This window comes from Neorhizobium petrolearium, assembly GCF_029854435.1.
Taxonomy (GTDB): Bacteria; Pseudomonadota; Alphaproteobacteria; order Rhizobiales; family Rhizobiaceae; genus Neorhizobium; species Neorhizobium petrolearium.
In genome coordinates, this window is sequence record NZ_CP123000.1 from 4,909,487 (window position 1) to 4,930,872 (window position 21,386).

Annotated in this window: 22 protein-coding genes; 7 read left to right on the forward strand and 15 right to left on the reverse strand. The window is 60.7% G+C overall.

The features are described from left to right. Positions 1–11: 11 nt before the first annotated feature. From tsaE to QEO92_RS23755, 8 genes are all read right to left on the reverse strand, one after another. Complete coding sequence (gene tsaE, locus QEO92_RS23720) at positions 12–1,526, reverse strand: tRNA (adenosine(37)-N6)-threonylcarbamoyltransferase complex ATPase subunit type 1 TsaE (protein WP_227704643.1); 1,515 nt, start codon at positions 1,524–1,526, stop codon at positions 12–14. After that, a complete protein-coding gene (locus QEO92_RS23725) occupies positions 1,523–4,105 on the reverse strand; it encodes a PAS domain-containing sensor histidine kinase (RefSeq protein WP_227704644.1) in 2,583 nt (860 codons plus the stop codon). Before QEO92_RS23725 ends, tsaE begins: the two co-directional genes overlap by 4 nt. Before the next feature lie 228 nt (positions 4,106–4,333). Further along, complete coding sequence (gene ahcY, locus QEO92_RS23730; RefSeq protein WP_227704645.1) at positions 4,334–5,734, reverse strand: adenosylhomocysteinase; 1,401 nt, start codon at positions 5,732–5,734, stop codon at positions 4,334–4,336. Between the two features lie 178 nt (positions 5,735–5,912). Next, positions 5,913–6,191, reverse strand: coding sequence for an HPr family phosphocarrier protein (locus QEO92_RS23735; RefSeq protein WP_037153939.1), 279 nt, complete (start codon positions 6,189–6,191; stop codon positions 5,913–5,915). Between the two features lie 13 nt (positions 6,192–6,204). Next, a complete protein-coding gene (locus tag QEO92_RS23740) occupies positions 6,205–6,606 on the reverse strand; it encodes a PTS sugar transporter subunit IIA (RefSeq protein WP_037153937.1) in 402 nt (133 codons plus the stop codon). Between the two features lie 124 nt (positions 6,607–6,730). Further along, positions 6,731–7,195 carry an HPr kinase/phosphorylase gene (locus tag QEO92_RS23745; RefSeq protein ID WP_227704646.1) on the reverse strand — a complete coding sequence of 155 codons (465 nt, stop codon included), beginning with the start codon at positions 7,193–7,195 and terminating at the stop codon, positions 6,731–6,733. After that, positions 7,192–8,955, reverse strand: a complete 1,764-nt coding sequence (locus tag QEO92_RS23750; RefSeq protein ID WP_227705248.1) for a sensor histidine kinase — start codon at positions 8,953–8,955, stop codon at positions 7,192–7,194. Before QEO92_RS23750 ends, QEO92_RS23745 begins: the two co-directional genes overlap by 4 nt. A gap of 95 nt (positions 8,956–9,050) precedes the next feature. Next, on the reverse strand, positions 9,051–9,773 hold the full coding sequence (locus tag QEO92_RS23755) for a response regulator transcription factor (RefSeq protein WP_152601181.1): 723 nt from the start codon (positions 9,771–9,773) through the stop codon (positions 9,051–9,053). A gap of 328 nt (positions 9,774–10,101) precedes the next feature. Between QEO92_RS23755 and QEO92_RS23760 the strand changes: the two genes are divergently transcribed. The 3 genes from QEO92_RS23760 to QEO92_RS23770 all read left to right on the forward strand — a co-directional run bounded on the left by QEO92_RS23760 (position 10,102) and on the right by QEO92_RS23770 (position 12,861). Next, a complete protein-coding gene (locus QEO92_RS23760; RefSeq protein WP_227704647.1) occupies positions 10,102–11,712 on the forward strand; it encodes a phosphoenolpyruvate carboxykinase in 1,611 nt (536 codons plus the stop codon). Between the two features lie 101 nt (positions 11,713–11,813). Next, positions 11,814–12,248, forward strand: a complete 435-nt coding sequence (arfB, locus tag QEO92_RS23765) for an alternative ribosome rescue aminoacyl-tRNA hydrolase ArfB (RefSeq protein WP_227704648.1) — start codon at positions 11,814–11,816, stop codon at positions 12,246–12,248. 1 nt (position 12,249) lies between these two features. Then, entirely contained in the window at positions 12,250–12,861 is a 612-nt protein-coding gene (locus tag QEO92_RS23770; protein WP_227704649.1) for an alpha-ketoglutarate-dependent dioxygenase AlkB, read from the forward strand. Between the two features lie 32 nt (positions 12,862–12,893). Here the strand turns inward: QEO92_RS23770 and coaA are convergent, their stop codons facing one another. The 7 genes from coaA to hisB form a co-directional block, all read right to left on the reverse strand. Further along, a complete protein-coding gene (gene coaA / locus QEO92_RS23775; protein WP_037153922.1) occupies positions 12,894–13,886 on the reverse strand; it encodes a type I pantothenate kinase in 993 nt (330 codons plus the stop codon). Beyond that, the gene (locus tag QEO92_RS23780; protein ID WP_227704650.1) at positions 13,883–14,206 is read right to left on the reverse strand and encodes a phosphoribosyl-ATP diphosphatase; all 324 of its coding nucleotides are present in this window, start codon (positions 14,204–14,206) and stop codon (positions 13,883–13,885) included. Before QEO92_RS23780 ends, coaA begins: the two co-directional genes overlap by 4 nt. A 14-nt stretch (positions 14,207–14,220) precedes the next feature. Further along, positions 14,221–14,997: an imidazole glycerol phosphate synthase subunit HisF gene (gene hisF, locus QEO92_RS23785; protein WP_227704651.1), complete on the reverse strand. Its 777-nt coding sequence runs from the start codon at positions 14,995–14,997 to the stop codon at positions 14,221–14,223. A 103-nt stretch (positions 14,998–15,100) separates the two neighbouring features. After that, positions 15,101–15,844 (reverse strand): 1-(5-phosphoribosyl)-5-[(5-phosphoribosylamino)methylideneamino]imidazole-4-carboxamide isomerase, encoded by a 744-nt coding sequence (hisA, locus tag QEO92_RS23790; protein ID WP_227704652.1) that lies wholly within the window; start codon positions 15,842–15,844, stop codon positions 15,101–15,103. A 32-nt stretch (positions 15,845–15,876) separates the two neighbouring features. Beyond that, positions 15,877–16,527, reverse strand: coding sequence for an imidazole glycerol phosphate synthase subunit HisH (gene hisH, locus QEO92_RS23795; protein ID WP_227704653.1), 651 nt, complete (start codon positions 16,525–16,527; stop codon positions 15,877–15,879). Further along, entirely contained in the window at positions 16,527–17,009 is a 483-nt protein-coding gene (locus QEO92_RS23800) for a DUF2628 domain-containing protein (protein ID WP_227704654.1), read from the reverse strand. Before QEO92_RS23800 ends, hisH begins: the two co-directional genes overlap by 1 nt. 20 nt (positions 17,010–17,029) lie before the next feature. Beyond that, entirely contained in the window at positions 17,030–17,638 is a 609-nt protein-coding gene (hisB, locus tag QEO92_RS23805) for an imidazoleglycerol-phosphate dehydratase HisB (RefSeq protein ID WP_227704655.1), read from the reverse strand. A 205-nt stretch (positions 17,639–17,843) separates the two neighbouring features. Here hisB and hslV point away from each other — a divergent pair, with 205 nt between their 5' ends. The 4 genes from hslV (at position 17,844) to QEO92_RS23825 (ending at position 21,333) form a co-directional block, all read left to right on the forward strand. Next, entirely contained in the window at positions 17,844–18,371 is a 528-nt protein-coding gene (gene hslV, locus QEO92_RS23810; RefSeq protein WP_037153910.1) for an ATP-dependent protease subunit HslV, read from the forward strand. After that, entirely contained in the window at positions 18,364–18,882 is a 519-nt protein-coding gene (locus QEO92_RS23815) for a GNAT family N-acetyltransferase (protein ID WP_227704656.1), read from the forward strand. Before hslV ends, QEO92_RS23815 begins: the two co-directional genes overlap by 8 nt. Further along, positions 18,879–20,186 (forward strand): ATP-dependent protease ATPase subunit HslU, encoded by a 1,308-nt coding sequence (hslU, locus tag QEO92_RS23820; protein ID WP_037153907.1) that lies wholly within the window; start codon positions 18,879–18,881, stop codon positions 20,184–20,186. The genes QEO92_RS23815 and hslU overlap by 4 nt, the downstream gene beginning before the upstream one ends. Before the next feature lie 211 nt (positions 20,187–20,397). Beyond that, positions 20,398–21,333: a DUF1402 family protein gene (locus tag QEO92_RS23825; protein WP_227704657.1), complete on the forward strand. Its 936-nt coding sequence runs from the start codon at positions 20,398–20,400 to the stop codon at positions 21,331–21,333. The last annotated feature ends 53 nt before the right edge of the window (positions 21,334–21,386 follow it).

Sequence of the window (21,386 nt, forward strand, 5' to 3'; positions counted from 1 at the left end):
TCAAACCGTGTTTATGATTCGATGAGCTCTATTCCAGCCCGCCGGCACCAATCGCGCAAAGGAGCGAGCACTTCATGCTGCAACGCTGCCGAGAGATAACGAAGCGTCCGCGGCATATGCTTCAGATAGCCCGGCTTGCCATCCCGCTGCAAGAGCCGCACCCAAAGGCCGGCGAGTTTGCAGTTGCGTTGCGCCGCCATGATCGCCCAGGCTTTCAGGAAGGTCGGCTCGTCGAACGAGCCCTGCGACCGGCGCAGCGTCATATAGTCGAGCATCAACCGGTCGGCGAGCGGCTTTGGAACGTCCGAGCGCGCGTCCTGCACGATCGAGGCGAGGTCGTAGGCCGTCGGGCCGATCATCGCATCCTGGAAGTCGATGATGCCGACACGCCGCACGCCGGGTTCCTGCGGGCGCCAGATGATGTTCGGGGAGTGAAAATCGCGCAGCAGCAGGTTCTTCTCCGCACTGGCGAGTTCACGGATCAATCCGTCCCAGATGGCGAGATAGTCCTCGCGTTCCGTATCGGTCGCCGGCGTGCCGCGCTTCCAGGGGAGATGCCAGTCGAGGAGGAGCCTCGCCTCCATCTTCATGGCGGTCGGATCGAAATCCGGGATGTGGTGGACGTGGGTCTTGTCGATCCGCAGGTCCTGCGGCATCCGGTGGCCGTGCAGGAAGGCGAGACAGGCAACGCTTTCCCGGTATCGTTCGGGTATCGGCTGCCCTTCGGCATCGAGAACGCCTTCGTCGCCGAGGTTTTCAAGCAGCAGGATGCCCTGGTCGCAATCCGCATACAGCACGTCCGGTGCCGCGAGCCCGATCTTGCGAAGATAGCCGGCGATCGCCACGAAGGGATAGACGTCGGTGGCAAGGTGGGCCACCTTGGGATAAGGTTTGCCGTCGAGCACGGGCGGACCTTCCGGCGGCTTCGGCCAGTCCATCAGGACAAGCTTTTCGCCAGTTGCCGTGCCGATTGTCTCGTAAGCGCGCATGACCGAGGCGTCGCCAGTCAAGAGTCGGCGGCGGGCGCGGGCATAACCGTGCTTATCGAGGAATTCCCGGATGGCCAGCACCCGGCGGATGCGATTCACCTGGGGTTCCGGACCGGTGATCGTCGCCCTCCGGCTGTCGCCTTGATGTTCCAGCCTCAGCATGACGCGGGTTTCCGGCAGCAGGTCATCGGCCATTTCCGGCCATTCCACCAGACAGATGCCGTCCGAAAGCGCTTCATCGAAACCAAGTTCATCGAGTTCAGAGGCGTCGCCGAGGCGATAGAGATCGAAATGCGAAACCGGAATCCGAAGCTCGTAACTCTGCACCAGCGTGAAGGTTGGGCTCGGCACTTCGAGCGTATCGTCATCGGCGAGCGCCCGTAGAAAGGCCCGGGCGAGCGTCGATTTGCCAGCGCCGAGATCACCGGAAAGGGCCAGGCAATCGCCCCTCTTCAAGGCAAGCGCCAGATCCTCGCCGAAACAGATCGTTTCGGCTTCGTCTGCAAGTGTCAAAGTGAGCGTGGCACCATCATTCATTCGGCAGCGACGGAATGCGTCTTCAAGGCACCGCTTGGGATGCGGCAGGTGACAGTTGTGCCCTGGCCCGGCTTGCTGTCGATCGTCACGTCACCGTTATGCAGCTGGACAAAGCTTTCGACGATCGAGAGACCGAGGCCCGCGCCGCTGCGCTTGCCGCCTTTGGAATTGGAGGAAAAGCGGTCGAATACGCTTTTCAGCATGTCTTTCTGGATGCCCGGGCCCCGGTCGGTCACCGAAAAGAAGATGTCGTTCTGCATCCGCCAGCAGTTGAGCTTGATGGTGGACCCTTCCGGCGCGAAATTTGTGGCGTTGGTGAGCAGCTTGATGAGGATCTGCTTCAGCCGCTGCTGGTCGGCGATGATCGTGCCCAATCCAGCCGGTGCGGTAATCGCGAGCGTCACGCCGTTCTCATGCAGCCGGTCGGCGATCTGCATGGCGACGTCATCGAGCAGGTCGTCGATTGCCATTTCCGAATAGTGCAGCTGCATGATGCCGGCATCGACGGTTGTAAGATCGAGGATGTCGTTGACGATCGTCAGGAGCACGGAGGAGGAGGTGGATATATGGTCGATATATTCGGCTTGCCGCTCGTTGAGCGAGCCGACACCCGGCGTTTTCAGAAGATCGGTGAAGCCGATGATATTGGTGAGCGGCGAGCGAAGCTCGTAGGAAACGTGTTGAACGAAATCGTTCTTGATCTCGTCGGCCTTCTGCAGCGCCTCGTTCTTCTCCTTGAGCGCCCGTTCCGCCCTGGCGCTGGCCGTCATGTCGACGAAGGTGAACATGGTCTGCGCATTGGGCAGCGGCGTCACCGCATAATCGAGGATGAGACCGGAATAAAGCTCGAACGTGCCCTGCAATGATGGCCGTTCGTCATCGAAATTGGTGAGCATCTGGCCGAAGCGCCGCCAGCCATCCGGTTTGTCGTAGGATGGCCCGCAGGCCGCCTCGATCGCCTTGATGTGGGTGCCGGGCTTTGCTTCGTCTGCCGTAATGCCCCAAAGCGCCCGGAAAGCCGGGTTGGATAGTCGCATACGCCCGTCCGGTCCAAAGACGGCGACCCCTTCGGAGAGGTGGTCGATCGTTTCGCCTTGCACCCTCACCAGCGTGTTATAGCGGGTTTCGAGGGCTACCTGTTCAGTGAGATTCTCGAAAACCCAGGTGGCGCCTCCTTGCGGATGCGCGGTTGCGATAACGCGGAGCGTCTGGCCGTTCGGCAAATGCCAGAGATCGGTCTGGGTATCGGGCGAGCGATAGACGGAAAGCGCCGTCTCTTTCCAGCTCCGCCAGTTGAGCTGTTCCGGCAGCTTGCCTTCGCTGCGCAGCCTGTCGAGCAGTTCGCTATTGTCCGGCCGCGAATCCAGGAAGGGAAGGGTGAACCCCCACAGCTGCACAAAGGCCTGATTGTAGAATTGCAGCCGCCGTTCGCCGTCGAAGATGGCAACGGGGGTCGCCAGGTGATCGAGGGTCTCGGCATGGCTTTTCAAAGTCCGCTTCAGCTCCTCGCGCACCGCTTCTGCTTCGGACACGTCGATCGCCATGCCGGCCGAGCCGCCGGGCGCCACGACATCAATGACATCGAATATCGTGCGATTGCCATGCACGACCGTGGAAATCCGGTCGTGGAACGGCGAGGCGGAGGTTGCCGTGGCCCTGATCTTTTCGCGGGCGATCGTGCCGAGGAATTCGCGTCCTTCATCAACGGCCTGGGCGGGTGCCGTCGTTTCGACCGCATCGCCATAGGCCTGGTTCACCCACGTGAGCCTGCCTTGCGCGTCCCGGTGCCAGACCGGCTGTTCGATCGCATCGAGCAGCGAATGGAAGAGGGCGATCGAACTTGCCAGCCGCTCGCGCTCGATCTTCAGTTCCGCGAGTTCCGCCCTCAGATTGTTGAGCGCGATGAAGCGGACGAAGGCCTTGCCGCCGGAGACGCGGCCCTGCACTTCGAGGATTTCATCACGGTTCGTCTCGACCACTATGTCGAAGGAGCGGGCTTCGTTGCGCAGGAACTCGATCGATCTTTCCAGTTCGCCGGCGGATAGGCCGCGCAGCCACCGCCCGAAGGCCAGGAAATCAACGTCTTGCTGCGGAGCTCCGGTCTCCGGCGGGAGCTGGCCCAGGAGTTCCGGTCGCGACGCCCCGCCTTCCCAGATGACGATGCGCCGATTTTTGTCGGCAATGAGGGCTTCGTATTTCGAAATGCGCTGCTGCGCATCGGACAAAGCGCTGCGCATTTCCTGGGTCTCTACTTCCATGTTGCTGCGCTGGCGCACCAGCCAGACGGCGGAGAGCAGGGCGGCGCCGAGCGCACCCACGACCAGCGAGGAAACGATGACTTCGGTGGAGGAAAAGAGCCGGACGGCTTCATTGCCCGATTGCTGCGCAAGCGCCGCGGTCGCAAGCCCGGAAAGGGCGGTGCCCGAAAGGAAGGCGCTGCCGAAGCGGGCGAGACGGCAAAGCCCACCGGCCGTCGCGCCGCCATCCCGGGAGCCGGAAGCGGATAGCGAAGCCGGAGCGTCCGCTCCGTCGCAAGAAGGATCGGCCTGCTTGAACAGGCTCGTTATTTTTACCGACATACCCGGTCTGTCTCCGTCCAATTGCCGCTCATCGACAAGACATACCACTTCGTGCCTTGCCCGGAGCCGGACCGATTTTAGGTCTCGGCAAGCTCCTGGGCCTGCGCGAATCAAGTCCTAAAACAATACTTGCTTAGGGAATCGGCGGGAAGGGATGCGCCCAAAAAAGAAACCGCAGCCTTTGTCAAGGCTGCGGCCACTATATCTTGTGGATTGACCGGCTAGTGACTAGTACCGGTAGTGTTCTGCCTTGAACGGACCCTGCTGCGAGACACCGATATAGGCAGCCTGCTCTTCAGAAAGCTCCGTCAGCTTCACGCCGAGCTTGGCGAGATGCAGGCGGGCGACCTTCTCATCGAGGTGCTTCGGCAGGATATAGACCTCGTTCTTGTACTGGCCCTGCTTGGTGAAGAGCTCGATCTGCGCCAGCGTCTGGTTGGTGAAGGAGGCGGACATGACGAAGGACGGATGGCCGGTTGCGTTGCCGAGGTTGAGGAGGCGGCCTTCGGAGAGCAGGATGATGCGGTTGCCCTTCGGGAACTCGATCATGTCGACCTGCGGCTTGACATTGGTCCACTTGAGGTTCCGGAGCGCCGCAACCTGGATCTCGTTGTCGAAGTGGCCGATATTGCCGACGATCGCCATATCCTTCATCGCGCGCATGTGTTCGATGCGGATGACGTCCTTGTTGCCGGTGGTGGTGATGAAGATGTCGGCGGTCGAGATGACGTCCTCGAGCACGACGACTTCAAAGCCATCCATGGCGGCCTGCAGCGCGCAGATCGGATCGACTTCAGTGACCTTGACGCGGGCGCCGGCTCCGGCGAGCGAAGCGGCCGAACCTTTGCCGACATCGCCGTAGCCGCAGACGACGGCGACCTTGCCGGCCATCATCACATCGGTGCCGCGGCGGATGCCGTCGACCAGCGATTCCTTGCAGCCGTACTTGTTGTCGAACTTCGACTTGGTGACCGAATCGTTGACGTTGATCGCGGGGAAAGGCAGGAGGCCCTTCTTGGAAAGCTCGTAGAGACGGTGAACGCCGGTGGTTGTTTCCTCAGTGACGCCCTTGATGGCATCGCGCTGCTTGGTGAACCAGCCGGGCGAAGCCTGAAGACGCTTCTTGATCTGCGCGAAGAGGATTTCCTCTTCCTCCGAACCCGGATTGGAAAGCACATTCTCGCCGGCTTCGGCACGGGCGCCGAGCAGGATATACATGGTGGCGTCGCCGCCGTCATCGAGGATCATGTTGGAAAGGCCACCGTCGGCCCACTGGAAGATCTTGTCGGTGTATTCCCAGTATTCGGTGAGCGACTCGCCCTTGACCGCAAAGACCGGGATGCCGGCAGCGGCGATCGCGGCAGCGGCGTGATCCTGCGTCGAGAAGATATTGCAGGAGGCCCAGCGGACTTCGGCGCCGAGTTCTTTCAGCGTCTCGATCAGCACGGCCGTCTGGATGGTCATGTGGAGCGAACCCGAGATGCGGGCGCCCTTCAGCGGCTTCGTTTCGACGAATTCGGCGCGGCAGGACATCAGGCCCGGCATTTCGGTTTCCGCAATGTCGAGTTCCTTGCGGCCGTAGGCGGCAAGATTGATATCCGCGACGACGTAATCCTTCTCAGTGCTCATAAAGCTCTCCAGTGTTCGGTAGCGCCTGTGCCGACGGCGGACCGACGGACATGGCAGGACCCGCCTGTGGCCAAGCGGAAGCTGGCCAGCGGTTTAGCAGGCTTCCTGCAAGCTGGCAACGGGGACATAAAGAAGTCTTTATATGTTTATGTCTCGGCGACCTCGAAGGACCGCCGGCTCAGGCTTCTTCGCCGAATTTGTTGGCGATCAATTGTTCCAGCGCCTCCAGCGCTTGCGCCGCCTGTTTCCCGCTCGCGGAAACCTCGATCGTGCATCCCGGGCTGGCGGCGAGCATCATCAGACCCATGATGGAAGTGCCGCCGACCGTCGTGCCGTCCCTGGAGACGGTGATTATGGCGTCGAAGCCCTCGACCATCTGGACGAATTTGGCCGATGCGCGTGCGTGAAGACCGCGCTTGTTGACGATCAGGAATTCGCGGGAGAGTGTGGATGGCATCCGGTGTTGGTTCTCATTTGCCGCTCAGGACGCGGCTTGCGACATTGATGTACTTGCGCCCGGCTTCAGAGGCTTCCGCGAGCGCTTTGTCCATATTGTTGTCGCTGCGCACGCCGGCAAGCTTGATCAGCATTGGCAGGTTCATGCCGGCGATGACCTCGGTCTTGCCGCTGTCCATGACCGAAATGGAGAGATTGGAGGGTGTACCGCCGAACATGTCGGTCAGAATGATGACGCCGTGCCCGTCGTCGGCTCGGGCAACCGCATCGACAATGTCTTGCCGACGTTGATCCATGTCGTCTTCGGGGCCGATCGATACGGTTTCGATGAATTTCTGAGGTCCAACAACGTGTTCGACCGCATGACGAAACTCTTCAGCCAGCTTGCCATGGGTGACAAGCACAAGTCCGATCATGAAAACTGCCCCCTGCTATCGAAACTCGCGGCCATTATCGCATTGCAACAAAGCCGTCTAGCGGTGGGAAGCCATCTTCTCCATGTAGAATTGAAGTTCAAGTCAAAAACAGGCTTCCGGATGATCAAAATGGCATTTCGCCGTGAAGTCCGGGCGAGAACGCTGCAAGAATCGCCAGAGGATCAGGCGCTCCCTGCCATATTCGCACCAGCGGAAGTTCACCCAGGCCGGCGATGGCAAAACGCTCGTTTTCGGGTGGAAGCCGGTCGCTTTCCGATAGCGCGACCACCTTGATGGCGACATCCAGCGCTGCTGCTGGAAGGCTTTCGACACGAGCGATGCCGCTGCCGCGCAACTCGATCAAACCGGCGATCGTCTCCGGCCTCGTGGCGACAAGGTAATCCCCATGGCGCGAGACAAGCACCTGATCGTCGGCCACCAGGGCCGCAAAAGCGTCCTGTCTTTTGGCGGCAGCGATACAGGCAAAGGCAAGCATGGATTTGCCGCTGCCGGAAGCTCCGGTAAGCAGAATGCCCCTGGTGCCGATGACGATGGCAGTGGCGTGGATGTTGACCGGCCGGGGCCTCATTGGGTTTCGCCGGCCGGCAGCGACAGGATGAACCGGGCTCCCGTCAGGGCGCCGGTCTTGGGGTTTTGCAGATTTTCCGCCTTCAGCGTTCCGCCGTGAGCCTCGGCGATCTGCCGGCTGATCGACAGGCCAAGCCCGGAATTCTGGCCAAAACTCTCACCATCCGGCCGGTCGGTATAGAAGCGCTCGAAGATACGGTCGATATCTTCCGCCTGGATGCCGGGGCCGTTGTCTTCGACGGTCACCGTCACATGGTCCCTGACGCGCGAAAGGCGAATTGAAATGCGGCCGCTCTTCTCCGGAACGAAGGAACGGGCATTCTCGATGAGATTGGTAATGATCTGGCCAAGGCGAAGGTCATGGCCATTGACGACGAAGGCCGACTTGTTGCCTCCCCTGTTGTCGACAGCGAGATCAATCTCCATCGGTTTGCGGCCGGTGCGGATCTGGCGGGAGATATTGACAAGATTGCCGAGCAGGATCTCCATATCAACCGGTGAGGAAACGGAGCGGGCAAGCTCTGCATCGAGCCGGGAGGCATCGGAAATATCGCTGATCAGTCGGTCGAGGCGACGCACGTCGTGAAAGATGATCTCGGTTAGCCGCTGTTTTGATTCGTCCGATTTGGCGAGCGGCAGGGTTTCGACGGCGCTCCTGAGCGAGGTCAGCGGATTCTTGAGTTCATGGCTGACATCTGCCGCGAAACTCTCGATCGCATCGATCCGGTCGTAGAGGGCGTTGGTCATGTCGCGCAATGCAATGGAAAGATTGCCGATCTCGTCCTGGCGGTAGGCGAAGTCGGGGATTTCCTCGCGCTGCTTGGCGCCGCGCCGCACGCGTATTGCCGCCGCCGAAAGGCGGCGCAGCGGGTTGGCGATGGTCGAGGAAAGCAATAGCGAAAGCAGGATGTTGACCAGCGTCGCCACGCCGAAGACGCGCATGATCGCCAGCCGTTCCGCATGCACGATCTTGTCGATGTCGCCGGCTTGGGTCGACAAGAGCAGCACGCCGAGCACGGCGCGGAAGCGCTGAATCGGCACCGCGACAGAAACGATCAACTCGCCGCGCTCGGTAACGCGCACCAGGGCGCCGCGCACCCCGGTCAATGCGTTCATGACCTCCGGATAGATCGACCCGTCGCCACCCGGCGCTTCCTTGTAGACCGGCAGATTACCAGGCTGCAGAAGGCGATTGAAGAGCCCTGCGAACCAGTCGCTCCAGGTTTGCGATTCATCCTCCACCGGCGGTAGGTCGAAACGCAGGACCTGGCCGCGCGAATAAAGGTGGCGGGAATCGAGAAGCAGATTGGCATCGGCATCGAAGATGCGGGCGCGGGTTCGAGTGGGCGAGATCAGACGGCGCAGGACCGGGGCCACGCGTTCTGGATCGATCGGGAAATCGAGGTCCTCGTCGTTCGGCACCGGCGTGATGCTCTGCCCGGCCTGCAGTTCCAGGAGCTTCTGCGGATCGATGGTAATCGAATTGGTGTCGACCGAGGCGGATGCGGAAATAGCGCCCGCGATGATCTCGCCCTGAGTGAGAAGGCTTTCGACGCGAGCGTCGATCAATCCCTCGCGGAACTGGTTGAGGTAAAGGATCCCGGCGACGAGAACCACCGTCGCCGCAATGTTGAAGAACAGGATGCGGCGCGTGAGGCTCGAAAAGACCGCGTGACCGAAGACCCGGCGAATGAGCGTGAACGGTCGCGACCAGAACCGCCGCGGCGCACGACGTGTCTCGACCTTCTCTATTCCGGCCATCTCGCTGTCGAATGTCTGATCTGCCACTGCAGTCCTTCCACCGGATCAGTTTATCCCTGATCCGGCCGTGGCCTCAAGTTAAGCTTTAGCAAGCATTATGCCGCCTCGCGGAAGCGATAACCAACGCCGTAGAGCGTTTCGATCATGTCGAAATCGGTATCGACCATCTTGAACTTCTTGCGCAGCCGCTTGATGTGACTGTCGATGGTGCGGTCGTCCACATAGACCTGCTCGTCATAGGCGGCATCCATCAGGGCGTCGCGGCTTTTGACCACGCCCGGCCGCTGGGCCAGCGAGTGCAGGATCAGGAATTCGGTCACTGTCAGGGTAACCGGTTCGCCCTTCCAGGTGCAGGTATGGCGTTCCTGATCCATCAGAAGCTGACCGCGTTCCAGTGTACGTGCCGCCTGCTGGTCTGACGCGGTTCTTACGCCGCCGACCGCCTGGACGTCCCGATTGCCCGCCCGGCGCAGAATGGCTTTCACCCGCTCCACAAGCAGCCGCTGCGAGAAAGGCTTGGTGATGAAATCATCCGCGCCCATCTTGAGTCCGAACAGCTCATCGATCTCCTCATCCTTGGAGGTGAGGAAGATCACCGGCACGTCGGACTTCTGCCGCAGCCGGCGCAACAGCTCCATTCCGTCCATACGCGGCATCTTGATATCGAAAATTGCCAATTGCGGCGGACGGGCGATCAGCCCGTCAAGCGCGGAGGCGCCGTCCGTATAGGTTTCGACCTTATATCCTTCCGCTTCCAGTGCGATCGACACCGAAGTCAGGATATTGCGGTCGTCATCTACGAGCGCGATTGTTTGCATGCTCTCCGTCTCCGTGACCATTTATGCGCATCTCCTGGAATCAGCCCAGCCCAGGCGGCATCCGCCGACGCGCTTCTTGAGTATAAAGGTGGAACAAATTGTGGCAAAGTAAAAGAGGTGGCTTACAGTCGCGGTATTTCGCCTCGTCATTTGGAGTCGTGAAGAACGAGAATTAAAACGAGCCGTAAAACGATTTAAAGAGGAATAAAATTTTTTAAATCGATTAATTAATTGATATTGCTAAACAATTTAAAAGATCCCTCTTGCCCTTTTGGAAATCCCTCCCTAATTTCGCGCCACATTCAACAGCAACAGAAGGAAAGCGCGTATGGAGGAGTTCGGACTCTATAATCCCGCCAATGGGATAGCGACTCTTGGTTTTCATGATGTGTCGCGCGTCAACTACAACTTCTCCGAGACAGAGCTTTACGAAGAAGCCATCCGCCGCGAAGAAGCCGATCTCACTGCCGATGGGGCCTTGAGGGCGGTCACCGGCCAGCACACCGGCCGTTCCCCCAAGGACAAGTTCATCGTTCGCGACGGCAATACCGAGGACGTCATCTGGTGGGACAACAACAAGCCGATGTCCCCCGAGCGCTTCGAAGTCCTCTACAGGGATATGTTGGCCCATGCGGCGGGAAGGTCCCTGTTCGTCCAGGATCTCATCGGCGGCGCCGACCCGGACAACGCGCTTCCCACCCGCGTCGTGACCGAGCTGGCCTGGCACGCCCTGTTCATCCGCAACCTTCTCATCCGCCCGAGCCGCGCGTCTCTCGAGACCTTCGCCCAAAAGCTGACCATCATCAACATGCCGAGCTTCAAGGCTGATCCGGCCCGTCACGGTTGTCGCACGGAGACCGTCATCGCCTGCGATCTGACGAAAGGCATCGTCCTGATCGGCGGCACGTCCTATGCAGGCGAGAACAAGAAGTCCGTCTTCACGGTCTTGAATTACCTTCTGCCGGCCAAGCATGTCATGCCGATGCACTGCTCGGCAAATGTCGGTCCGGCAGGCGATTCCGCCGTTTTCTTCGGGCTTTCGGGGACCGGCAAGACGACCCTTTCGGCCGATCCGAGCCGTACCCTGATCGGCGACGACGAACATGGCTGGGGCGAAACCGGCATCTTCAATTTCGAAGGCGGCTGCTACGCCAAGGCCATCAAGCTGTCGGCCGAAGCAGAACCGGAAATCTATGCCGCGACCCGTCGTTTCGGTACCGTTCTGGAAAACGTCGTGCTTGACGAAAACCGTATTCCGGATTTCGACGATGCCTCTCTGACGGAGAATACGCGCAGCGCCTATCCGCTGCATTTCATTCCGAATGCGTCGGCGACCGGTATCGCGCCGCACCCGAAGACGATCATCATGTTGACCGCCGATGCGTTCGGCGTCATGCCGCCGATCGCCAGGCTGACGCCGGAACAGGCCATGTACCACTTCCTCTCCGGCTACACCGCCAAGGTCGCCGGCACGGAAAAGGGCGTGACCGAGCCGGAAGCCACTTTCTCGACCTGCTTCGGCGCTCCGTTCATGCCGCGTCATCCGGCCGAATACGGCAACCTGCTGCGTGATCTCATCGATCGCCACGGCGTCGATTGCTGGCTGGTCAATACCGGCTGGACCGGCGGCGCCTATGGCGTCGGACGGCGCATGCCGATCAAGGCGACGCGCGCGCTGCTGACGGCCGCGCTGAACGGCAGCCTCAAGAATGCCGAGTTCCGCATCGACCCGAATTTCGGCTTCGCCGTGCCGGTCGCGGTCGAAGGGGTGGAGCAGGCGATCCTCGACCCGCGCTCGACCTGGACCGACGGCGTCGCCTATGATGCGCAGGCAGGCAAGCTGGTTTCGATGTTCGTCTCGAACTTCGAGAAGTTCGAGGATCATGTCGACAGCAAGGTGCGCAACGCCGCTCCGGGAATGCTTGCCGCCGCCGAATAAATTAGCGGATTGATTCACGTGGAACCGCCGGCTGAAAGCCGACGGTTTTCTTTTTGCCGGCTTTATGGGAAACATGCGGCCAACACGGTAGACGGACGACCATGGCCAGCAATCCCCTTGTCATCAACAGTCGCATCACCATCGCCGGATGGGAACTGGCCGAGCAGTTCGTGCTGGCGGGCGGGCCGGGCGGTCAGAACGTCAACAAGGTCTCGACCGCCGTCCAGCTCTTCTTCGATATCGCCAATTCGCCCTCTCTGCCCGAGCGGGTGAAGATGAATGCCATCAGGCTTGCCGGAAAACGGGTGTCGAAGGAGGGCGTCCTGATGATAGAGGCGAACCGTTTTCGCAGCCAGGAGCGCAACCGCGAGGAGGCGCGCGAGAGGCTGAAGGAGCTGATCCTCGAAGCAGCGAAACCGCCACCGCCGCCGCGCAAGGTGACAAAGCCGACAAAGGGTTCGATAGAGCGCAGGCTGAAGGAGAAATCCGGCCGCTCCGAGGTGAAGAAGATGCGCGGCCGCCCGACGGGAGATTGACGTGTCGACGCTGCCCAATGGCATCCGGCATCTGCCGGGCTATCTCGACCGTGAAGCTCAGGGGTACCTGGTCGAGCTGATCCGCGGCGTGGCGGCGGAAGCCCCGCTCTACACTCCGGAAATGCCGGGCACCGGCAAGCCGATGTCGGTGCGGATGACCAATTGCGGTCCGCTCGGCTGGGTGACGGATAGAGAAAGAGGCTATCGCTATCAGCCCTTTCATCCGGTGACGGGCAAACCCTGGCCGGCCATGCCACAGGAATTGCTGGGCCTGTGGGAGAAGCTTGCCGGTTATCTGAAGCCGCCGGAGGCCTGCCTCATCAACTTCTACTCCGACGATGCGAAAATGGGGCTGCATCAGGACAGGGACGAGACCGATCTCGAAGCACCCGTTCTTTCCGTCTCGCTCGGCAATAGCTGCCTTTTCCGCGTCGGCGGCCTGAATCGTAAGGACAAGACGGGCTCCTTCCGGCTTTCAAGCGGCGACGTCGTCATATTGGGTGGCGAAGGGCGTCTTGCCTTTCACGGCGTCGATCGCATCTATCCGGGCACATCGACGCTTCTGAAGAACGGTGGCCGCATCAACCTGACGCTTCGCCGGGTCAACAGTTGAGGTTTGAATGCCGATAGCCGGCGATCGACCGCCTATAATTTTCTGAGCGAAACCGTCTCCACGAGATGATTGCGGCCCTTGCGCAGGACGAGGTCGGCGCGCGGCCTGGTGGGGACAATGTTCTGCCGCAGGTTCTTCAGGTTGATGTTCTCCCACAGGCTTTCCGCCACGGCGCGTGCTGCATCCGCGTCGATCGCCGCATATTTCTTGAAGTAGGAGGTTGGGTCGCGGAACGCGGTCTGGCGCAGCTTCATGAACCGCTGGACGTACCAGTTGTGAATCTGCTCCTCGTCGGCATCGATATAGATCGAGAAATCGAAGAAATCCGAGACGATCGGCACGATCTTGCCGTCCGCCGGCAGGGCCCTAGATTGCAGGACGTTGATGCCTTCGAAGATCAGGATGTCCGGCCGGTCGACCAGTGTGTATTCGTTCGGCAGCACGTCGTAGGTCAGATGCGAATAGCGGGGCGCCTTGACGTTCGGCTCGCCTGCCTTGATGGCCGATAGGAAGCGCAGGATGGCGCCGACATCATAGCTTTCCGGAAACCCCTTGCGGTCCATCATGTGCTCGCGTTCGAGCACGGCATTCGGATAGAGAAAGCCGTCGGTGGTGATGAGATCGACCTTCGGGCTCGAGGGCCAGCGGGCAAGCAACTCCTTCAGAATACGCGCGGTCGTCGACTTGCCGACGGCTACCGACCCGGCGATCCCGATAATGAAAGGTGTCTTGGTGACATCGGAAAGGCTCAGGAACCGGTTCCGCTGCTGGAAGAGGAGCTGGGAGGCCTCCACATGTGAGGAAAGCAGGCGCGAGAGCGAAAGATAGATTCGCCGCACCTCGTCGAGATCGATCGGATCGTCCAGCGACCGCAGCCGGGTCACCTCGTCGGCAGTGAGCGTCAAGGGCGTATCGGCGCGAAACTTCGCCCACTCTTCTGCCGTGAAGTGATGGTAGGGCGAATAATATTCCGCATAGGCCGAACCGGCGTCGGGCAGTTCGGCAGGTTGTGGTACGAGATTCATGGTGTCTGCCGGCCCGCCTTTTCCTGAAGGCCGGATTGGCCGGTCCTCCGCTGAAGTTCATCCATGACATCCTGTAGCGGGATGCCGGCAATATTCAATACGACCATAAGATGATAGAGCAGATCGGCGCTTTCGGACACCAGATCCGTTCGGTCTTGCGCCAATGCGGCAATGACCGTCTCGATCGCCTCTTCGCCGAGCTTCTTCGCCGCCTTCGTCTGCCCGGCCGCGACGAGCTTGGCCGTCCAGGACTCGTCCGGCGAGGCCTTGGCTCTGGCAGCGACGATCCGCTCCAGGTCACTCAGGGAAAACTCACTCACACTGTTCCTCCCGGTCAGTCGAGCCGCATGGCGATGCCATGTTCCGACATATAGTGTTTCGCCTGGCCGACCGTATAGGTGCCGAAGTGGAAAATCGATGCGGCGAGAACGGCCGTTGCGTGACCCTCCCTGATACCCGCGACCATGTCGTCCAGCGTGCCGACACCGCCCGATGCGATCACCGGGGCGCGGATGCTGTCCGCCACGGCTCGGGTCAACGCCACGTCGTATCCGGCCTTGGTGCCGTCGCGGTCCATGGATGTGAGCAGGATTTCGCCGGCACCGAGATCGACGACTTTCCTCGCGAATTCCACGACGTCGATACCGGTCGGCTGCCGACCGCCATGGGTAAAGACTTCCCAGCGATCGATCTCGCCTTCGCCTGAAACCTTCTTGGCGTCGATGGCGACGACGATGCACTGGTTGCCGAACTTGTCGGCCGCTTCCGCGACGAATTCCGGGTTCTTCACCGCGGCCGTATTGATGGAAACCTTGTCGGCTCCGGCAAGCAGCAGCTTGCGGATATCGGCAATGCCTCGCACGCCGCCACCGACGGTGAGCGGCATGAAGCAGTGTTCGGCGGTACGGGCGACGACGTCGAAGATCGTTTCGCGATTGTCGGATGAGGCGGTGATGTCGAGGAAGCAGAGTTCGTCGGCACCGGCTGCGTCATAGGCCTTTGCCGCTTCGACGGGGTCACCGGCATCGATCAGGTCAACGAAGTTGACACCCTTGACGACGCGACCGTCCTTGACATCCAGGCAGGGGATAACGCGGGCTTTGAGGGTCATAGGGCGGCCGCCTTTCTTGTTTGCGTGTCCTCGCCGCTGCGCGGCTGCGGGCAACGCGGGCGGTCCTTGACGTCCAGGCAGGGAATGACACGGGTTTTGAGGGTCATGCTGCACGTCCTTGTCCAGCGCGGATCAGCGCCAATGCTTCCTTCGGGTCGATCCGGCCGTCATAGAGCGCGCGGCCGGAGATCGCGCCTTCGAGCCGTGCCGCATCCGGCTCCAGCATGCGGTGGATGTCATCGAGCGAGGCGAGCCCGCCGGATGCGATGACCGGAATCGAGACTGCATTCGCAAGCTCCAGCGTCGAGGCCCAATTGATGCCGGTCAGAACGCCGTCGCGGTCGATATCGGTATAGATGATCGCCGAGACGCCGGCTCCCTCGAACTTCTTGGCAAGCTCGATGACGCCAAGCTCGGAGGCTTCCGCCCAGCCCTCGACCGCGACCTTGCCGCCCTTGGCATCGATGCCGACGGCGACCTTGCCGGGGAATTTTTTGCAGGCTTCGACGACAAGGGCCGGATCGCGGACAGCCACGGTGCCGAGGATGACGCGGGTGAGCCCGCGCGAAAGCCAGGATTCGATATGGTCGAGCGTGCGGATGCCGCCGCCGAGCTGGACGGGGTTTTTCGTGGCTTTCAGGATGGCATCGACGGCCGCACCGTTGACGCTCTCGCCAGCGAATGCGCCGTTGAGGTCCACCACATGCAGCCATTCGAAGCCCTGGTCTTCGAAGGCCTTCGCCTGCGAGGCGGGATCAAGATTGTAGACGGTCGCCTGCGCCATGTCGCCGAGCTTGAGGCGCACGCACTGGCCGTCCTTGAGGTCGATTGCGGGAAATAGGATCACTTTACTTCAAATCCTTGATGATCCGCGGGAGCTCAAGGCTTCCAGCGCAGGAAATTGGCGATCAGAGCGAGGCCCAGCGTCTGGCTCTTTTCCGGGTGAAACTGGGAGCCCGCCATGTTGTTGCGCCCGACAAAGGCGGTCACCGGCCCGCCGTAGGCGGTGGTGGCGATCACGTCGTGTCGGTGTTTTGCAGCCAGGTGATAGGAATGCACGAAATAAGCGTGCAGACCATCGGGACCCGTCGGAATGCCCTCGAAGAGCGGGTGGGGATGGATGACGTCGAGCGTATTCCAGCCGATCTGCGGGATCTTCAGGCTGGAATCATTCGGCGTCATTTCCACGACATCGCCCTCGATCCAGCCGAAACCCTCCGTGATCGTCTTTTCGAGCCCGCGCGACGACATGAGCTGCATGCCGACGCAGATGCCGAGGAAGGGACGGCCCTTATGCTCGACGACCTCGATGATTGCTTCCCGCATGCCTGGAACGGCATCGAGGCCGGCGCGGCAATCGGCATAGGCGCCGACGCCCGGCAGCACGATCCGGTCGGCGGTGGCGACGGCATCCGCCTTGTCGGTGAGGTCGATGACGGCGTCGATGCCGGATTCGCGGGCGGCCCGCTCGAAGGCCTTGGTGGCCGACCTGAGATTGCCGGACCCGTAGTCGATGATTGCGACGCGCATCAGCGTCCTCCTTGATAGTCGAAAAGGCCAAAATCTGGCCCTCGCCAGCCGGCGATGGGCGGCTTCGCTTGTTTCGCCCACTCGGCCGAGGCCGGCAGTTGTTTCTCTTCGGGTTGCGGCAGGCCGGAAAAATAGATTTCCTCAGCCGACTGAATATCGGGTGCGGCAATGACCGTTTCCAGCGTCCATCTGCTGCGGATCAGGACTTCGGAGCGATAATGTCGACCTTCGAGCGCGATCAGCAGGCTGAAGGCAAAACCCGCGAGGAAACCGGCCGTGCCGAATCCCGGGATATCCATCAGGAGCCCGATACCGATTTGCGTCAGCAGGGCTGCAATGCCTGCGATCCAGAGCCGGTTCCAGAACAGCCAGAGCCACGGAAAGAAGAACGCGAGCCAGGAAAACCCGTCCTGCATAACGAGCGTGGAACGGTGATCTCTGTCAGGCCCACCGGGAGGTGTCAGAACGAGGTAGCTTCTCAAGGAGGTTCTCCCAGAAGCGGCTAGACCAGCATGCCCTTGGTCGAAGGAACGCGATTGGCCTGCCGCGGATCGATTTCGGTTGCCGCGCGAAGCGTACGCGCCACGGCTTTGAAGCAGGTCTCTGCGATATGATGGTTGTTGGCGCCGTAATGGTTGAGCACATGCAGGGTAATGCCGGCGTTCTGGGCGAAGGCCTGGAAGAATTCACGCACCAGTTCGGTGTCGAACGTGCCGATCTTCGGCGCGCTGAAGGAAACGTTCCAGACGAGGAAAGGCCGGCCGGAGACGTCGATCGCCGCCTTGGTCATGGTTTCGTCCATGGCAAGATCGAGCGAGGCGTAACGAGCGATGCCGCGACGGTCGCCGAGCGCCTTGGAAATTGCCTGGCCGAGTGCAATGCCGGTATCCTCCACCGTGTGGTGGTCGTCGATGTGGAGATCGCCCTTCACATCGATATTCATGTCGATGAGCGAGTGCCGCGAAAGCTGGTCCAGCATATGGTCGAAGAAGCCGACGCCCGTGGAAATCTTCGCGGCGCCGGTACCGTCGAGATTGACGGAAACGGAAACGGAAGTTTCGTTGGTTTTGCGGGAAATGCTTCCCGAGCGCGCGACGGTTGTTTCGCCCATAAGGGTATGCTCCATGCTGGGGGCCAGGTTCCGGCCCCTGATCAGGGCTCCTTATCAGGCTGCCCGGCAAATATCCAGCAAAAGCAGGACATTTTGCCCAGCGGGCTGTCAGGAGATTGCATTCGGCTAAGCCCCACTTACATAGGGTTCAACGAGGCGGTTTCGAGCCTCCAACAATGCCCCGGTGGGGCCAGACAGGTGCTGAATGACAACGATTATTACTGTGCGGAAGGGCGGCAAGGTCATCATGGCTGGCGACGGCCAGGTGAGCCTTGGCCAGACCGTGATGAAGGGCAACGCGCGCAAGGTGCGCCGTATCGGCAAGGGCGAGGTGATCGCCGGTTTTGCCGGCGCGACGGCCGATGCCTTCACGCTGCTCGATCGGCTTGAAAAGAAACTCGAACAATATCCGGGCCAGCTCATGCGCGCGGCCGTGGAGCTCGCCAAGGACTGGCGCACGGACAAGTATCTGCGCAACCTCGAAGCCATGATGCTCGTCGCTGACAAGTCGACGACATTGGCCGTCACCGGCAACGGCGATGTGCTGGAACCCGAGCATGGCGTGACGGCAATCGGCTCCGGCGGCAATTTCGCCTATGCCGCAGCCCGCGCCATGATGGACACGGACAAGTCGGCCGAGGAAATTGCAAGGCAGGCTCTCGATATTGCAGCCGATATCTGCGTTTATACCAACCACAACATCGTCATCGAAACGTTGGACGCCGATGGCTGACGGCCCGCCTCGCTACCAATTTCGCGATGTTGCCTGTGAGGACTTTCCCTTGCTCGCAAAATGGCTCGCCGAGCCGCATATCGCGAAATGGTGGGGCGAGGTTGATGAGGAGCTGGCGAGCATCGAAGAGTCGATGACGAGCGTCGAAACCCGGCCGATGATCGTGGAGTGGGAAGGAAAGCCGATCGCTTATCTCCAATACTATGATCCGCATCTTGAAGAGGGCCATCCCTATCAGGACCAGCCGAAGGGAACGCTTGGAATTGATATCTCGATCGGCAGTCCGGAACTCGTCGGCAAAGGCCATGGCAGCGCCATCATCCGCCAGTTTGCGGCCGAACTCCTCGCCGGCGGCGCGATAAGGATCGTCATCGATCCCGATCCGGAAAACGTCGCGGCGATCCGCGCTTACGAGAAGGCCGGTTTCCGCTACATCGACACTAGGACTTCCATCTACGGTCCGGCCCATTTCATGGCGTTGGACGCACCAGAAGAAACGGATTTGAAATGACTACTTTTTCACCCAGGGAAATCGTCTCGGAGCTCGACCGCTACATCATCGGCCAGCATGAGGCGAAACGCGCCGTGGCGATTGCGCTCCGTAACCGCTGGCGCCGCCAGCAACTCGACGAGAGCCTGCGCGACGAAGTGATGCCGAAGAACATCCTGATGATCGGCCCGACCGGCGTCGGCAAGACGGAAATTTCCCGTCGTCTGGCAAAGCTCGCCGGGGCGCCCTTCATCAAGGTCGAGGCGACCAAGTTCACCGAGGTCGGCTATGTCGGCCGCGATGTTGAGCAGATCGTCCGCGATCTCGTCGAGGTCGGCATCGGCCTCGTGCGTGAGAAGAAACGCGCCGAGGTGCAGGCGAAGGCGCACATGAGCGCCGAGGAACGCGTGCTCGACGCGCTGGTCGGCTCGACCGCATCGCCGGCGACCCGCGAAAGCTTCCGCAAGAAACTCAGGAACGGCGAGATGGACGACAAGGAGATCGAGATCGAAGTCGCCGATACCGGTTCGGGCATGCCCGGCTTCGAGATTCCCGGCATGCCCGGCGCCAATATTGGCGTGCTGAACCTGTCGGAAATGTTCGGCAAGGCGCTCGGCGGCCGCACCAAGAAGGTCCGCACCACGGTTTCGAAGTCCTATTCCGAGCTCATCCGCGATGAATCGGACAAGCTGATCGATAACGAGGTCATCCAGCGCGAGGCCGTGCGTGCAGTCGAGAACGATGGCATCGTCTTTCTGGATGAGATCGACAAGATCGCCGCCCGCGACGGCGGGCTCGGCGCCGGCGTTTCCCGCGAAGGCGTGCAGCGGGACCTGCTGCCGCTCGTCGAAGGCACGACGGTTTCGACCAAGTATGGGCCGGTGAAGACCGATCACATCCTTTTCATCGCTTCGGGCGCCTTCCATGTCGCCAAGCCCTCGGATCTCCTGCCGGAGCTTCAGGGCCGCCTGCCGATCCGCGTCGAGCTGAAACCGCTGACGAAAGAGGACTTCCGTCGTATCCTGACGGAAACCGAAGCAAGCCTCATCCGCCAGTACAAGGCGCTGATGGGTACCGAGGAGCTGGCGCTCGATTTCACCGAGGATGCGATCGACGCGCTGGCGGATGTTGCGGTTCACCTCAATTCTTCGGTCGAGAACATCGGCGCGCGCCGCCTGCAGACCGTGATGGAAAGGGTGCTGGACGAGATTTCGTTCAATGCGCCGGATCGTGGCGGTTCGTCCGTCATGATCGATGCAGAATATGTGCGCAGGCACGTGGGCGATCTGGCTGCCGACACGGACCTGTCGCGCTATATTCTCTAAGCAGGACAACGTGGCAGCCGGGCAACGTCCGGCTGCCATATGTCGGCTTCTGACGGGATTTTGAACATCCGCGTCTCGACGGTTGCTTATGCTTCACGTAAGGGACACGCGTTTTCATGGTGGCCGCCTCTTGAGAGTTGAGTCGGCTGGAATAGCTTTCAGCATCCGGCGCCGTAGACCGGCGCAGACAAAGTCCTGGGACAAGCAAATCTTGAAACGCATACTCCTGGCATTCCTCCTCGTCACGGCCACATTCGCGGCTTCTTCCGCGTTGGCGGGGGGACTCGTCGTGGTGCCGGAGGGTAACCGTCATGTGGAACAGCCAAAGGTTCCAGGCGCTTCGATGCGCCGCACGCGTGCCGGCAAAACGACATTCGACGAAAAATACGAGAAGATTCGCGATCTGCTTGCAACCGACCGGAAGCTGATCGCCAAGATCAAGGCGACAGCCGCCGCCTATGGTATCGACCCGATCCATATGATCGGCGCGATCGTCGGCGAGCATACCTACAATGTCGATGCCTATGATCGGTTGCAGACCTATTACGTCAAGGCGGCCGCCTATGCCGGAAACAACTTCCGGTTCGGTTACGGAGACGAGTCCATCGAGGACTTTCTCGGCCGGCCGGAATTCGGCCAGTGCAACGGTTACTCCGACTCCTACAAGCTCTGGACCTGCCGCGAGAACGTCTGGGAAAAGAATTTCAGGGGCCGGATGGTGGGCGGTAAGTCTTATCCGGACAATCGCTTCAGCGCCGTATTCTTCCAGCCCTTTTATGCCGGCCAGACATTCGGCCTCGGCCAGATCAATCCGCTGACGGCGCTGATGTTCTCGGACACGGTGGCAAGGATTTCGGGTTATCCCAAGCTCGACGAGAACAAGGCCGCGGATGTCTATGACGCGATCATGGACCCCGACAGGTCGCTTGCCTATATGGCCGCCAATATCCGCCGGGCGATTGACGATTACAAAACGATCGCCGGCGTGGACATCGCTCGCAATCCCGGCATTACGGCAACGCTTTACAATACCGGCGGTTCAGCCGGGCGCGCCGCAGCACTCAAGGCGAGGGGCGGCCTGCCGGAGGAGAATTATTACGGCTGGCTCGTCAACGACAAGCTTTCGGAGTTGAGATCCCTTCTTTAGGGTCCCGGCTCCGGTTGAAATCCTGCCTGCGAAGCCTGATATTCCCTATGTAG